The 14,278-nt window shown below is 56.8% G+C and carries 15 protein-coding genes, 1 pseudogene and 1 riboswitch; of the genes and pseudogenes, 12 read left to right on the forward strand and 4 right to left on the reverse strand.

Annotation, left to right across the window (positions count from 1 at the left end; translation table 11 throughout):
- Window positions 1-116: 116 nt before the first annotated feature.
- From cmtR to IEX04_RS05360, 9 genes and pseudogenes are all read left to right on the forward strand, one after another.
- Window positions 117-476 (forward strand): Cd(II)/Pb(II)-sensing metalloregulatory transcriptional regulator CmtR, encoded by a 360-nt coding sequence (gene cmtR / locus IEX04_RS05325; RefSeq protein ID WP_038992393.1) that lies wholly within the window; start codon window positions 117-119, stop codon window positions 474-476.
- Window positions 473-1,075: a cadmium resistance transporter gene (locus tag IEX04_RS05330; protein ID WP_188684308.1), complete on the forward strand. Its 603-nt coding sequence runs from the start codon at window positions 473-475 to the stop codon at window positions 1,073-1,075. The genes cmtR and IEX04_RS05330 overlap by 4 nt, the downstream gene beginning before the upstream one ends.
- A gap of 340 nt (window positions 1,076-1,415) precedes the next feature.
- The gene (locus IEX04_RS18730) at window positions 1,416-1,583 is read left to right on the forward strand and encodes a recombinase family protein (RefSeq protein WP_229677019.1); all 168 of its coding nucleotides are present in this window, start codon (window positions 1,416-1,418) and stop codon (window positions 1,581-1,583) included.
- An 80-nt stretch (window positions 1,584-1,663) separates the two neighbouring features.
- The gene (gene istA / locus IEX04_RS05340) at window positions 1,664-3,265 is read left to right on the forward strand and encodes an IS21 family transposase (RefSeq protein WP_188684860.1); all 1,602 of its coding nucleotides are present in this window, start codon (window positions 1,664-1,666) and stop codon (window positions 3,263-3,265) included.
- Window positions 3,265-4,002, forward strand: coding sequence for an ATP-binding protein (locus IEX04_RS05345; protein WP_188684310.1), 738 nt, complete (start codon window positions 3,265-3,267; stop codon window positions 4,000-4,002). Before istA ends, IEX04_RS05345 begins: the two co-directional genes overlap by 1 nt.
- Window positions 4,003-4,183: 181 nt before the next feature.
- Window positions 4,184-4,513, forward strand: a pseudogene (locus tag IEX04_RS18735) (recombinase family protein); the annotation flags it as partial.
- A gap of 91 nt (window positions 4,514-4,604) precedes the next feature.
- A complete protein-coding gene (locus IEX04_RS18740; RefSeq protein ID WP_229677020.1) occupies window positions 4,605-4,733 on the forward strand; it encodes a helix-turn-helix domain-containing protein in 129 nt (42 codons plus the stop codon).
- A gap of 67 nt (window positions 4,734-4,800) precedes the next feature.
- Window positions 4,801-5,259, forward strand: coding sequence for a MarR family transcriptional regulator (locus tag IEX04_RS05355; RefSeq protein WP_188684312.1), 459 nt, complete (start codon window positions 4,801-4,803; stop codon window positions 5,257-5,259).
- A 26-nt stretch (window positions 5,260-5,285) separates the two neighbouring features.
- A complete protein-coding gene (locus tag IEX04_RS05360; RefSeq protein WP_188684315.1) occupies window positions 5,286-6,284 on the forward strand; it encodes a zeta toxin family protein in 999 nt (332 codons plus the stop codon).
- 89 nt (window positions 6,285-6,373) lie between these two features.
- On the opposite strand, the gene IEX04_RS05365 is transcribed toward IEX04_RS05360, so the two are convergent.
- On the reverse strand, window positions 6,374-6,772 hold the full coding sequence (locus IEX04_RS05365) for a hypothetical protein (RefSeq protein ID WP_188684317.1): 399 nt from the start codon (window positions 6,770-6,772) through the stop codon (window positions 6,374-6,376).
- Between the two features lie 777 nt (window positions 6,773-7,549).
- On the opposite strand from IEX04_RS05365, the gene ltrA reads away from it, so the two are divergent.
- A complete protein-coding gene (ltrA, locus tag IEX04_RS05370; protein WP_229677021.1) occupies window positions 7,550-8,959 on the forward strand; it encodes a group II intron reverse transcriptase/maturase in 1,410 nt (469 codons plus the stop codon).
- 234 nt (window positions 8,960-9,193) lie between these two features.
- Entirely contained in the window at window positions 9,194-10,192 is a 999-nt protein-coding gene (locus tag IEX04_RS05375) for an LPXTG cell wall anchor domain-containing protein (protein ID WP_188684319.1), read from the forward strand.
- 80 nt (window positions 10,193-10,272) lie between these two features.
- On the opposite strand, the gene IEX04_RS05380 is transcribed toward IEX04_RS05375, so the two are convergent.
- Genes IEX04_RS05380 through IEX04_RS05390 form a run of 3 tightly spaced genes read right to left on the reverse strand, consistent with a single transcriptional unit; the run spans window position 10,273 to window position 12,859 of the window.
- Window positions 10,273-10,815, reverse strand: a complete 543-nt coding sequence (locus IEX04_RS05380; protein WP_188684864.1) for a flavin reductase family protein — start codon at window positions 10,813-10,815, stop codon at window positions 10,273-10,275.
- Entirely contained in the window at window positions 10,808-11,848 is a 1,041-nt protein-coding gene (locus IEX04_RS05385) for a methionine synthase (protein WP_188684321.1), read from the reverse strand. Before IEX04_RS05385 ends, IEX04_RS05380 begins: the two co-directional genes overlap by 8 nt.
- A gap of 18 nt (window positions 11,849-11,866) precedes the next feature.
- A complete protein-coding gene (locus IEX04_RS05390; RefSeq protein WP_188684323.1) occupies window positions 11,867-12,859 on the reverse strand; it encodes a DUF1852 domain-containing protein in 993 nt (330 codons plus the stop codon).
- A 122-nt stretch (window positions 12,860-12,981) separates the two neighbouring features.
- Between IEX04_RS05390 and IEX04_RS05395 the strand changes: the two genes are divergently transcribed.
- Window positions 12,982-13,923 (forward strand): LysR family transcriptional regulator, encoded by a 942-nt coding sequence (locus IEX04_RS05395; protein WP_105657395.1) that lies wholly within the window; start codon window positions 12,982-12,984, stop codon window positions 13,921-13,923.
- Between the two features lie 232 nt (window positions 13,924-14,155).
- Window positions 14,156-14,246: riboswitch (SAM riboswitch) on the forward strand.
- Window positions 14,247-14,278: the final 32 nt, after the last annotated feature.

Here is a 14,278-nt window from a genome sequence, read left to right on the forward strand (position 1 = left end):
ATCCTCGATTTGAACAGGAGAGGCATTAGTGTCCCGCAGAGGGTTCCCCTTGCGGGCATGCGATCTGGGCTGACGCCTGTGACCGAGTGTTCAGTGCGTGCTGTATAGTTCAGAGCATGCTGACTATTGCTTCGCGTCTCGACGTGATGAACCGCCTGGGTCGTGCACTGGCCGACCCCACTCGATCCCGGATCATCTTGACCCTGCTCGACCATCCCGCTTACCCGGCGGAACTGGCCCGAGATCTGGACCTGACACGCCCGAACGTGTCCAACCACCTGGCATGCCTGCGCGATTGCGGGATCGTCGTCTCCGAGCCCGAGGGTCGTCGGACACGATATGAGATCGCCGATTCGCACCTGGCGCAGGCGCTGACGGCACTGGTCGATGCCACCCTGGCAGTGGACGAAGACGCCCCGTGCATCGATCCCGCCTGCTCGCTTCCCGGATGCGACGCAGCTGGGGTGGGCGCATGATCCTCACCTCGGTCTTGCAGGCGATGGGCCTGTTCGCAGCGACCAACATCGACGACATCATCGTGCTCTCCCTCTTCTTCGCGCGAGGGGCAGGCCAGCGCGGCACTACCGCCCGCATTCTGGCCGGCCAGTACCTCGGATTCGCCGGCATCCTCGGTGCCGCGGTCCTGGTGACCATCGGCGCCGGAACATTCCTGCCCTCGGCAGCCATCCCGTACTTCGGTCTCATCCCTCTGGGCCTCGGCCTCTGGGCCGCATGGCAGGCCTGGCGCGGAGACGATGACGACGATGGCGACGAGGCCAAGGTTGCCGGCAAGAAGGTCGGCGTGTGGACAGTCGCAGGCGTCACCCTTGCCAACGGCGGCGACAACATCGGCGTCTACACCCCTGTCTTCCTCAGCGTGGAACCTCTCGCAGTAGTCGCCTACTGCATCGTCTTCCTCGCGCTCGTCGCGGTCCTGGTGGCCCTGGCAAAGTTCGTCGCCACCCGCCCCCCGATCGCCGAAGTGCTCGAACGCTGGGAGCACATCCTCTTCCCCATCGTTCTCATCGGCCTCGGCATCGTGATCCTCGTCAGCGGCGGAGCCTTCGGACTCTGACGTAGCGGCAGCGATCCAAACGGCCCCGACCGGGCGCACCCCTCTCGGTTCAGACCGCGACACCAACCTGCAGCCAGTCCTGCGTGATCGCGGCAACAAGACCGCCACGGAGCGCTGCAAAAACCCCGCCACCAAGCGAACGAAGCCACAAGTTTCGGGAAAACAAAAACATTGAAAAACCGCCGATCCGAGCAGCTGCTCGGATCGGCGGTTTCCACTTCCCAAAAACGGTCGTTTTTGAAACGAACAGCGAACCCCGGCGACACGCCGGGGTTTTTTATTACAGAAACGTCTTTCAAAACCGAAACGTTGCACAACCTGGCTGTGTACCGTTTTTGATATGGCAGTCATTGGATACGCGCGAGTGAGCACGCGCGAGCAGAACCCGCAGGCGCAGGCGGCCGAGCTGCGCGCGGCCGGGTGCCGAATAGCGCTTCCGGGTACTTCTGTTCTTGCAAGAAGGTACTGCTGTTCTGCCGAGTTGGTACGGCTGGTCACCGAGCGCTGATTTTCTAGTCATGGATATTCCCCGATGTGAACCACACAAGGTTCCAGGGAGTATCCCTGACCCAAGGAGAATCCTTGAAAATGGATTATCGGCGCATCATGCAGATGCTCTTCGATGGATACACCTACACGGAAATCACGGCCGCGATGAACTGTTCTCGAAGAGATATTTCAGCAGCCAAGAAAGCCATCGACTCCCACCAGATCACCGCACAGAACCTCGCTGGGATCACCCACGCCAGGTTGGTGGAGATTTTCCCGGACCGGCGCAAAGTGATCAGCTCGAACTATTCGGAGCCGGACTTCGCCCTGGTTGCCGAGCAGCTGCAGCGCAATCGGTTCTTCACGCTGCAGCAAGCCTGGGTGAAATACACGGATCTGGATGATGGGCTGAGAAAATACGGCTATTCCCAGTTCTGTTCAAAGTTCCACCAGCACGCGCGGACCCATGATTTGGTGGCGACGCTGCAGCATGAGCCGGGCAAGGCCATGTTCGTTGACTGGGCTGGTCCGACCTTGACGGTGGTTGACGCGGTGACTGGCGAGCAGTTCAAAGCGTTCTTCTTCGTTGCCTCGTTGCCCTTCTCGTCCATGGTGTTCACCAAGGCGTTTGCGAACATGAGGCAAGATGCATGGAATCAAGCCCATGCTGACGCGTTGGAGTTCTTCGGCGGCGTTCCGCAAATGATCGTTCCAGATAATGCCAAGACCGCCACCCACTTCCGGCAGGAGCGACGCACCGGTGCCAAGGGCGGTGCCCGCGAAGTGGTGGTCACCAAGTCCTACGCTGCGTTGGCTGATCACTATGGGACAGCGATCGTGCCGGCACGGCCGGGAAAGCCCCGAGACAAGGCCCATGTTGAGCGGATGGTGCAGGTCATCGAAACAATGATCCTGGGGTATCTGGCCGATGCGGACTTCGAGAGCTTCGAGCAGCTCAACGAGGCAGTGCAAGACAGGCTGGAACATGTGAATTCCAAGGTGCACCGCACCAATGGGATCAGCCGGGCCGAACTGTTTGCCAGTTCAGAGAAATCCTTGCTCAGACCCTTGCCGCCGCACCGGTTCGAGCAGGTTGAATACAAGCAGTTGAAGGTGGGCCCGAATTATCACGTGCATTGCGATTACCAGTATTACTCGGTTCCGTATCAGCTGGTCGGGCGCACGTTGAGCACGCAGCTGACGCAAACCAAGGTGACGTTGATCGACGGGACGCTCGTGGTGGCCGAGCATCCGCGCCTGGGCGGACGCCGAGGCCAGCATTCCACGCTGGAAGCCCACATTCCGCCGCAGCATAAGGATGTTTCCGGTCTTTGGAGCCGGGAGTGGTTCATCGCTCATGCACAGTCTTTCGGCCCTGCAACCGTTGATGTCATCACGGTCGTGTTGGATCGTGCCGTTGTTGAAGCGCAAGCATTTGTCGAGTGCCGCAATATCGTCAAGGGGTTGGGGGTCAAGCACCGTAGCTTGCTGGAGCCAGCCTGCGAGTATCTGTTGGAGCGCGGTGGATATTCCTCATACAGCGGGTTGAAGCGGATCATCGCAACGATGGCTCACGAAGAAAAGCAGCGGGGGCCTGCGGTTCCGGTTCCGGAAGCCGCCAAGGACTTGTCCGCGGAATCTGAGCGACTGCGTGAATTCGTCAGGGCACCTGGCTATTACTCGATGGGCGGTGGCCAGTAATGCTCAGCGACGCAGACCAGAAGAAGATCAAGGACTTGCGGCTGACGGCCTTCGCGCAGAAGTTCTTCGAGCTGACCGGCGAACAAGCCAACGAGCGGCTGACCCCGGAAGAAGTGTTCATGCAGGCTGTTGAGCATGCGGTCGATACCCGTCGAGGCCGGCGGATCGACAAGTTGATTTTACAGGCCGGATTCCCGTTGCCGACCGCATCGATTGCCCAGATCCATTATCTTCCCGGCAGGAAGATTGATGAGGTCAGGATGCGCCGGTACCTGAGCCATGAATGGCGGGCTGATCCGAAGAACCTGTTGATCATTTCACCAACGGGCGGTGGCAAGACGTACTTGGCGTGCGCGATAGGGGTGGCTGCCTGCCATACCGAGCACACGGTGTTTTATCGTCGGATGGACGATTTGGTCAGGGACTTCCGCCTTGCGCGGGAAGATGCCCGTGATTACCAACGGCTGCTGATCAAGCTGCGTACTGTTGACGTGTTGATCATTGACGATTTCATGACCGTGGGTATTGACCAGCAAGGGGCCAGTGAACTGTTTGCGGTACTTTCTGACCGTGAGTACACGTTGCCGACGATTATCGCTTCGCAGACTGATCCGGAGTACTGGGTTTCGGTAATCCCGGACAGGATTGCCGGGGATTCAATAGTGAATCGGTTGGCCACCAATACCAGGTGGTTGCCACTTGGAGCGTTGGACATGCGTAAGCAACTTGGAGATTAGGCCCGAAAATCCAAGGACTTCTGGGAATAGGTTTCGAAGCCCTGAATACTCCTAGGTCCTTGATGATCCTCGGATCCTGATGGCTCAATCATATCGTTCTGGGTCCGGCACGCGCCGGGCTCAGAACGATGCCAATGCCGATGCAGCGGTACCAACAAGCCGGAATTGCGGTACCCGGTAGGTGGAATCGAGTCGTACCAAGTCGCCGGAACGGGCGTACCATTTCGCCCTATTCGGCACCGGGGCCGAACAGATATTTACTGACCGTGGGGAGTCGAGCCGGGAAGCTGCGCGGCCGCAGTGGCTCGCGTGCAAAGCGCAATTGCAGTCGGGGGATACGTTGGTCATCCGTGCCCTGGATCGCGTGGCAGGTGAAGAGCGCATGGCTATTGAGATTATCCGCGAGCTGGTGGAGCGCGGCGTGAGGATCAAAAGTCTCACCGAGCCATTCTTGGACGTGGACATATCTACGCCGATGGGCGAAGCCATAGTGGGCATCATGGCGGTGATGGCTCAGCTGCGAGTTTCTATGATCCGGGAGAACACCCGCAGGGGATTAGCGCACGCGCGCCCAGGACAGGGTCGGCGGCCGGCCGCGCGTCATGGATGCAGACCGCACCGCGACGGCGCGGCAGCTGCGCGAGGAAGGGAAAAGTTATGCGCAGATCGGCAAGATTCTTGGTGTTAGTGCAGCGAGTATTTACCGTTCATTATCGAGTGAAAATCCTTGATCCATAATGATAACTAATGTTATCTTTGAAGTGAAGAAATGTTTGTTTTGAGGTTTAGGAGGTTGCCATGAGTCAGGTGATGGAACGGCCGCAGCATGATGATATGCGTGCGCGGCTGCTGAAAGCTCGGCAGCGTGTAGAGGTTGACGCGCTGGACTACAAGCGCACTTTGAAGGCTGCTGCTGGCGGGATGACTCAGCGTGAGATGGCGGCGCTGCTGGGTATGTCCCAGCCTGCGGTGGCGAAGGCGTTGCAGCGTGCCCAGGCCGTGCCGGCGGTAGTGGGCGAGTTCAATGCTGCAAGCCCCTATGAGTTGTGCCAGCGGTACGCGGCCGGGTTTATTGATCGTGCCGAAGTGGTGCGTCAGTTGGTTGCGTGGCCGTACAAGCCAACCCCTTGGGCGAATGAGTACGGCGAGTACGAAGAGAGCATGGATGGAACCTGGCAAGAGGTTGTCGAAGCGGCCGATAACGGCTTGATTGACGATGCGATCTACGATGAAGTTTTGAAGAGGACGGCCGGTTAGACGGCGACCAACCGAAAGGTGAATCGTTGGCTAACGACGAATCGATAGAACGACATTACGCAGCTCTGCGTCAGGTGATGGCTGATCCCGATATGAACCCGCGAGGGCCGTATGCCACGATCAGTCAAGAGCAGTATTTCGATAACAGCGGAGCGCGGCCGCGCGAAACGAGCGAGCGGCGCGCGCTGCATCGCCAGTGGATTCAGGAAGTCTTGGATAAGTCATCTGAACGCGGCGAAATCAAGCACGAGGGAAGAGCCATTGTGATGGCTGGACCGCCCGGGGCTGGCAAAGGCACTGTGCAGTGGGAGCACTTGAATGATGTTCCTGGTTATGTGCAGTGTGACCCGGATATTTTCAAGGAGAAGATCATCCAGCACGAGCTGGATAGCGGCAATCTGGATCGTCTGAAAACTCCATTGGTGAAAGAACTTGAGGCCCAGGGGTACAAGTTCGCGCCGATGGAGTTTGCTGCGTTAGTGCATGAAGAATCCTCGATGCTCAGCTCTAAGCTGCAAAAGGCGCTGCGCAAGGATGGAACGAACTATGTCATTGATACGGTGCTCAAATCGCAAGGGTCGGCGCAGGAAGTCGCCGTTACTTTGGACAAGCGCGGCTACACCTACGATGTGGTGAGTGTGCAGGCCACCTTCGAGGAGTCCAAGGCCGGAATTTATGGCCGGTGGCAGGCCGGGCGCGAAGCTTTTGAACGCGGAGAGAGTCAATTTGGGGGCCGTCCGGTGCCATCTGATTTTGCGAATAATCTGGTCACGCCGGAGGGCAAGTCTGCTACCGAGGAAGCGGCCAGATGGTTGGCTGAGAATGGCAAGGGGGTTACCAGTTTCAACCAGTTCCGTCGAGGTTCTGCCATCCCTGAAATTGACCAGGTGAAGCAGGATGGCAAGCTCATGGCGCGTCGTGCAGCGACGGCACGGCAAGGTTTCCCTAAGGGCCACGGGGTGCCGAAAACTATAGGAAAGTCGAACCGATCCAGTCGGGATCGCGGAACCGGGATCGGAGACTAGCGGCGAATACTCCCCGGCCTCCGATGCTTTTCATATTCTGGCATCGTGAGCGGGGGCGGTTCGATTGCTAGTGGTCTCTGATGGGGGTTTTAGCCCAAGAACCCAAGAGATTCTGGTTCTCCATCATCCAATGTCCGGTGTTCTTCCAGATCGAAAACTACTGAATGGCCATCCCACTGTCTGATGATTTCGTCGGGAATACCTAACGCATAAACAGCTCTTGTTGTGCCATTCGCTGCCAGCCCCATTATTCCTAGTTTGTATGGCGGTCCAGCATAATCGCCAGTGTCGATGTCCTCTATTTGGGCATCGTAGAGATTTGCTAAGTAGAAGTGTGGATTGGATTCGTTGTCTTCATCGAAATTCACATGAAAACACGCATATCTGGCATCTGGATGGCGGGTCTTAACCAGATTCATGATGCGATCGTACATCGCTGATACTTCGTGTTCTTCCAGTGTGCAATCGTAAGGGTAGTTTAAGGTCATTGCTGTGCTCTCTTTCTGGGGAAGCGGTCGGCAATCCGCCTATGAGGCAAAGCTATCCCACCTCTCGATGCAATAACAGACTGAGGCCGTGCACAGGCCGCGATCACTCGTCGTAAGTGAACTCATGTACCGCAGCTTGTGGCTTGTGTGCGGGCGGTCGATTGGTTCCTGCTGTCCAGCATGTGTGCGAAAAAGCAGCGGAGCGAGAGGGCTTTTTTCGTGCACATGTGGGCAGGAGGCTACTCACGTAACCAGGTGTAAAAAATGGGCCGGTACTCACCTTTGGGTGAGTGCCGGCCCATTGCGTACGCCCAGCATGGGCATTTACTTGGAGGTGAAAGTCCTCTGGCCGGGAAGATGGTTTAAGGCCTAGCTGAAGGCAACTGCGTCACCGCGAGGTGGGGTGGGAAGGAAGCCGGAGGCAAACCTCTGCACCGAGGAACACGAATCACATGTGAGGCATGTCTGTCGGGGTAAGCCAGCGCAAGATGGTGAAGCCCGCTCCATCGAAACGGCAGATGTGTATATGTGGCGGGCGCAGGGAGAAAGTGAATGCTCTTATCTGGGGAGGTCTGTCCCAGTGCACCACCTGTCTTCTGACTGAGTGGGGCGGTTCTGGCCGAGAGGTCAGTAACTGATGGGGCAGAAGTCAGCAGAGGTCATAGTACCTGCCTAGGAATCGCGTCGGGTGAGGAACCTGATCGTTTGCCTGAGACCCATTGTGGTTGATGAGGGAGGCAGGGAAGGGCTGAACGCTGGGAATTGATGGACTGAAGCATGAGTTCTCGTGCTCACGTGATTATCGCAGAAAACCCACGGACGTGGTGGGGCAGAGAGGGGATGGTACCGGTGAATCCGGGAGAGTATTTTCTTGCGTGTAGCGTTGAGCCGGCGGCTGATGGGAAAGACATCAGGGATCAACAAGTTGATCTGTGGGAGCAAGTGTTCTCGCGAGGTAATTTGTTGATTGCATTGAAACGTGTTGAGCGGAATAAGGGTTCTGCTGGTGTTGATGGGCTTGAAGCGCATGAATTGCGTGATTGGTGCCGTGAGCATTGGATCGAGACTCGGAAGTCGCTTGATGCTGGAACGTATGCGCCGTTGCCGGCGCGTCAGGTGATGATTCCGAAGCCTGATGGTGGGGAACGGATGCTGGGTGTTCCGTCTGTGTTGGATCGGTTGATTCAGCAGGCTCTCGCGCAAGTGCTTTCCCCGATTTTCGATGAGGGGTTCGCACCGATGTCTTATGGATTTCGGCCGGGCAAAAGCGCCCATGACGCTGCTTCGATGGCTCGTAAGGTTATTGAGCAGGGGTATCGGTGGGTTGTGGAGGTTGATCTGGATGCATTCTTTGATCGGGTGAACCATGACGTGCTGATGTCCAGGGTTGCGCGGAAGGTGAAAGACAAGCGGGTTCTGAAGCTTGTTCGGAAGTATTTGACGGCTGGGATCATGGCGCAGGGTGTTCGTCGGGAAACGGTGGAGGGCACTCCGCAGGGGTCGCCTTTATCGCCGTTGCTCTCGAACATCATGTTGGATGATTTTGATCAGGAGTTCTGGTCGAGGGATCACCGTTTTGTGCGGTATGCCGATGACATCAGAATTTTTGTGAAGTCGAAACGTGCTGCCGAACGGGTGTTGGATCAGGCGACGAAAGTCCTTGAACAGCGCCTGAAGTTGAAGGTTAATCGGCAGAAATCAGTGATCAATCCGGCGAGTGTTGCAACGTTGCTGGGTTTTGGTTTCTACTTCGTCAAAGGTTCGAAGGTCAGGATCAGGGTTGTTCCGAAGGCGTGGATACGCATGAAGGAGCGGATTCGGAGGTTGACTTCTCGGCGGTGGAGTGTGTCGATGGAGTACCGTATCGAGCAGTTGAATCGTTTTGTTCGGGGTTGGATGGGTTATTTCCGGTTGTCGATGACGGCGGATAAATTTGCCACACTCGATCAATGGTTTAGACGTCGGTTGCGTCAGATCCGTTGGGTTGAATGGAAGCGTCCTCGTACTCGGGTGGCGAATCTTCGCCGTCTGGGGATTGTCAAGGATAAGGCTTACCAGTGGGGAAACAGTTCACGTGCGTATTGGCGTGTGGCGAAGTCCCCGATTCTTCATCGTGCCTTGCCAACTTCTTATTGGGAGGAGTTGGGTGTGCTGTTCTTTCGCCGTGCTTGGGATCGTTTTCAGTGACTTGGCGAACCGCCGGATGCGGGCCCGCATGTCCGGTGGTGTGAGAGGCGGGGGCTAGACACCCCCGCCTACTCGATTATGTGCTCGTTTAGAGCTCTGCTGCTGGTGTGGTTTGGTCGGCCTTTTTGCGAGGCCGGCGACGGGATGGTGAGCCAATTTTGTTCAGCTCGGTTTGCGTCCATCCCTTCTTCAATGCAGCGGCGAAAGCTTGCTTTTCGGCGGCCTTGGCTTACGGTGACGGAATCAGCTGCTTCGGCAGAATCTGACGCTACATCTGAGCTCACTGATGAAGTTAGTAAGTCGGCCAAGGCCACCGACGAAGCCAGTGAGGCTCGGGTTGAGGACTCAAATGAGGCCCCAGCGTCCGAGCCAGCCTCAGAAGCAACCGAACCGACGCCAGCTCGGGTGCAGGAGGAATCGAAATCCGTTAATCCGGAAGTCAAGAGTGTGGCTACCGTACTCCCCGAATCGCCGAAGCAATCATCAAACAGTTTCGGCCTGGTTTCCAGCGATGACCGCTGGGACGAAATCAACGCCCTCTTACCTGAAGGTTCCGAAGACTGGAGCGACGAGCAATGGGAAGTGTTTGTCGAGACCGAAGCTGGGGAAGAGTACTTTCGACAGCTCAATGAACTCCTAGAGGAAGAGTACCCCGTCGAGGATGACTTTGAACTCTCCGAGGAGGAACAAGCCTTCTGGGACTTAATCCTCGATACCCTCCCACAGGACAGCCTTGAATGGGATGATTCCGAGTGGGAAGAGTACTTCCGCAGCGACGCTGGCCTTGAGTTCATCGAGCAGCTGTTGCCAATCATCGCTGACAGTGTAGAAACCGATGAAGATGCAGCTGGTCCTCAAGCCTTCCTCGAAGAAGTCTTTGCCGATGATCCTGAGCTACGTGCGTACTACCTCGAAATGTACTTGGGGATTACACCGGAAACGACGGATGGTTCAACTGGTGGCTCCGAAACTGTGGACGAACCTGACGTTTCAGAAAGCGAACGACCCGTTGCTGACGCTGAAATCAAGCCCGTAGGTTCAATCGGCAAGACAATCGTTACCAAGGCGCAAAAGGCAAGCAAGTCCACTGAACCCGTAGCGGTTGTTGAGGCCTCAGCGCCTGCACTGGCCAACACAGGTTTTGATGGTTTCTGGGCTGCTGGGGTTGGGATACTGCTAGCCATTGGCGGTGTGGTATTTATTGCCCGCTCACGCAAGGCTTCTGCGAAGTAGCTTAAGCCGATAACGGTCCCGTAATGCAGCTGACGCTGGGAACCACCAAAGGGTGGTTCCCAGCGTCAACTATTTGTGTATCAGTGGCCCAGATGCGAGCCGGAATTCAAGTGGTGCCACGAACGGTTGTGGTAAACCAATGCGTCACCAAGCTCGTCTGGTTGCGAGTCGCGTGCAATGTGTGACTGCAGTCCGCGAGCCACGATGACCGTTGAGGTCCCTGCTTGGATGCGTTCCACAACCTCGCACCGTACCCAAGCTCGGACGTTATCAAAGACAGTTTCGCCGGTGCTCAAACGAGTCCATGTCTGGTCCTGGGCAAAACGATCTACCCCGCTGGTAGCACCCAACTTAGCCAGCTCAATGTCATGCACATCCAAGGAATGAACAACGACCGTCTGAGCGCGAGAGAGTACGTCAGAGGCAGAGGAGAGCGCCGAAATTGAGAAGACTAGCAATGGCGGATCTACGCTGATGGAGGCAACCGATGTTGCGGTGAGGGCAACTGGGCCCTGGCCAGCATCGGCAGTGATGACACTGACCCCACCCGGGTGCCCTCGAAAGACTGCTTTGAAGTCTTCTGCGGGCAGGGAGTCGGTTGCGTCTATCGAGACTTTAGACACTGGCACCGACGAGCTCCTCGCGCAGGATTCCGGCTCCGGCGCTTAAAGCACTGAGCTTTGCCAGCGAGACATCGCGAGGGAATGGAGCCATGCCACAGTTGGTGCTGGCAATGACCTTGTCTGCGTCAACAAATTCCAGCGCCTTACGTAGAGTCTGTGCGACTTCTTGTGGGGTCTCAATGGCAACATTGGCTACGTCGATGGCACCGAGCATGACCTTCTTGCCGCGAACCATCTCAACTACTTCAAGCGGCACGTTGGAATGGTGAGATTCCAAAGAAACGGTGTCGATGGTTGAAGCCTGCAACAGTGGGAAGGACTTCTCATAATGGCGCCACTGAGCGCCCAGAGTGGCCTTCCAATCGTTATTGGCCTTGATGCCGTAACCGAAGCAAATGTGCGCAACGGTTTCTGCCTTCAAACCTTCGCAAGCACGCTCCAGCGCTGCGATGCCCCAGTCAGCAACTTCATCAAAGAAGACATTAAAGGCTGGCTCATCAAACTGGATGACATCCACGCCGGCTGCTTCGAGTTCCCTGGCTTCCTGGTTCAGGATGGTAGCGAACTCCCAAGCGAGCTTTTCGCGACTCTGGTAATGAGCATCATACAAAGTATCAACCATGGTCATCGGGCCAGGCAGAGTCCACTTGATGGGCTTGTCGGTAAATGTGCGAAGGGCCTTTGCGTCCTCGACAAAAACTGGCTTTTCACGTTCCACGGCACTAACGACGGTAGGCACGCTCGCGTCGTAGCGGTTGCGGATTCGCACCGTCTCGCGCTTTTCAAAATCAACACCGCTCAGGTGCTCGATGAATGTGGTTACGAAGTGCTGACGGGTCTGTTCGCCATCACTAATGATGTCGATGCCACGCTGGTTCTGTTCGAGGACCGCAGCACGCATGGCGTCTTGCTGGCCTTCGCGCAATTGCTCGCCTTCAAGCTTCCATGGGGACCAGAGCTTTTCAGGCTCGGCAAGCCAGGAAGGCTTGGGTAGGCTGCCGACAATTGACGTGGGGATAAGCGGGGAAGTCATACGTTATCTTTCGGATTCTTAGGCGACAGGAGTCGGGTAGGAAGAGGACCACTGATCGAGCAGTTGGCGATTCGGGATGATGAAGTGCTCTTCGGTGAACTTGCCTTGGATCTTGCCCAACTGAGTTCGTTCTTCGCGGTCATAAAAGACACGGGTGGGGGAGAAGTCCTCGCCGCCCAGGCTCGGGTGGTACACGGAAGGTGCTGCTGAATTGGCGTTGTAGATTTCCGGACGGTAGATCTTCTGGAACGTCTCCATGGTGCTGATGAGGCTGATCAGCTGAAGGTTCGTGTAGTCATTGAGCAGGTCGCCGCGGAAGTAGAAAGCCAATGGCGCAACAGCGCCCGGCGGCATGAAGTAACGTACGCTCAAGCCCATTTTTCCGAAGTACGCGTCGGTCAATGAATTTTCATCCTGCTGGTATTCCAAACCGAGCACTGGATGGCTGTTGCCGGTGCGGAAATAGGTCTTGGAAGTCGAGACGCTGATGCAGACCACTGGCAGCTGGGCAAAACGCTCACGGTATGCCTGTGAGTTCAAGAAATGCTGGAAGAGCTGTCCGTGGAGATCGCCAAAATCTTCCGGAAGCACCGGAGCTCCGCTGTCATTGCAAGATGCTGGGAGCACGACGCTGAAGTCGTAATCGCGGACATAAGAAGAGAAATTATTGCCGACCATGCCCTGGGACCGAGTACCCGTGAGTTTATCCACGATCGTGGTTTCAAGCACTTCTAAAAGCGGGAATTCCTGATCGTTATTATCGGCAGCAAAATGCACATTTGCTGAAATGATTTCCAATTCCAGGGAATAGCGGTCACCCTGGGGATTGTCCCAGTGAGCCAGGGAATTGAAGCGACGGTTGATCATCGTCAGGGCATTGCGAAGGTTCTCTTCGCGACGCTCTCCGCGTGCCAAATTGGCGAAGTTTGTCGTGGTTCGAGAATTCGCCGAAGGCGAGTAATTCTCGTCGAATCTTGTGGTGTTAATGCTGAAATTTAATGCGTCTGCCATGACGGCCAATCTGTATTTGGGAGGCCTGGGCAGGCCGAGGGGATGTCGTTGCGTCAATCATGCAGGGTGATTCTTGATATCGGGTAACTCGATATAACTATGGATTCATATAGACTCTGGCTATGGTTCAGGGAACGAATGGTCTGACACTGCAGCAGCTTCGCTATTTTGTGGCGGTGGCCTCCGAGGGCTCAATCTCGGCTGCCGCCGACCTCATTTACGTCGCGCAGCCCAGCATGTCCGCGGCGATGAAAGAGCTTGAATCACGAGTGGGGCGCACCTTGCTGATGCGTTCGGCCAGGGGAGTGACGCTCACCGCCGAAGGTGCTGAATTCCTCGGCTACGCCCGACAGGTCCTGGAGCAGGTGGAGCTTCTTGAGCATCGGTACCTCGGCCGCCCCTCGGCCCGGCGGCTGCTGGGCGTCTCCACTCAGCACTACTCCTTTTCGGTGGATGCCTTCGTGCGGATGGTCCAGGCCAGCGGGGCCGAGGAGTACCAGTTTTCGCTGCGCGAGACCCGCACCGAGCAGATCATCGAGGACGTGCGCACGCTGCGCAGCGACATCGGGATCCTGTACCGCAACGACTTCAACCGGAAGGTCATCGACAAGCTGCTGCGCGAATCGCGGCTGGTCTTCCACCCGCTGTTCCTGGCCGATCCGCACATTTTCATCTCACGCAGCAACCCGCTGGCCACCCGAACCCAGGTCACGCTCGAAGACCTCGAAGACCTGCCCCGGCTGACCTTCGACCAGGGGGCGAACAACTCGTTCTACTTCGCCGAGGAGGTGCTCTCCACGCGCTCCAGCCAGCGCGAAATCCAGGTCTCGGACCGCGCCACCATCTTCAACCTGATGATCGGCTTGGGCGGGTACACGATTTCCACCGGCATCATCAGCGACGAGCTGGACCCCTCCATCGTTGCCATCCCGTTGGCCATCGAGGAGCGCATCGAAATCGGCTGGATTGACCACGCCGCCATCCCGCTCACCGACCAGGCCCAGCGCTACCTGCAAGAAGTCCGCACCGTGGTCGCCAGCTTCGGGGTAGAAGTGCTCGGCTGAGCCGCCAGCAGCGTAACGCCCGGTCACCGAGCACCGGCACATCGTCACAAACTTCCAGCAAAACCCCTGCATCACGCCGATTCATCTCAAAAGGTCGCGTCATAAAGTGCTGTCGGCCACCGCGTCATCATGACAACGAGAAGTCATATGAAGCCTGGCGGCCTTGTATGAAGCCGGCCGCCCGATAACGCTTGCACCGTTTGCGGCAGATAGCCAACCATGGAAGAACAACAAACCATCAAGAGCGACTAAGAGATCTGGCTCGTTGACGTCGCAGCAACCATCGGGAAACCGAAAGGTGCTACTGCCAGGAACGATGGAGCAGTTCCGAACGCGCTTTCGCGCTGTGCTTCGT

Origin of the sequence: Glutamicibacter ardleyensis, from assembly GCF_014644555.1 — a bacterium.
GTDB classification, from domain to species: domain Bacteria; phylum Actinomycetota; class Actinomycetes; order Actinomycetales; family Micrococcaceae; genus Glutamicibacter; species Glutamicibacter bergerei.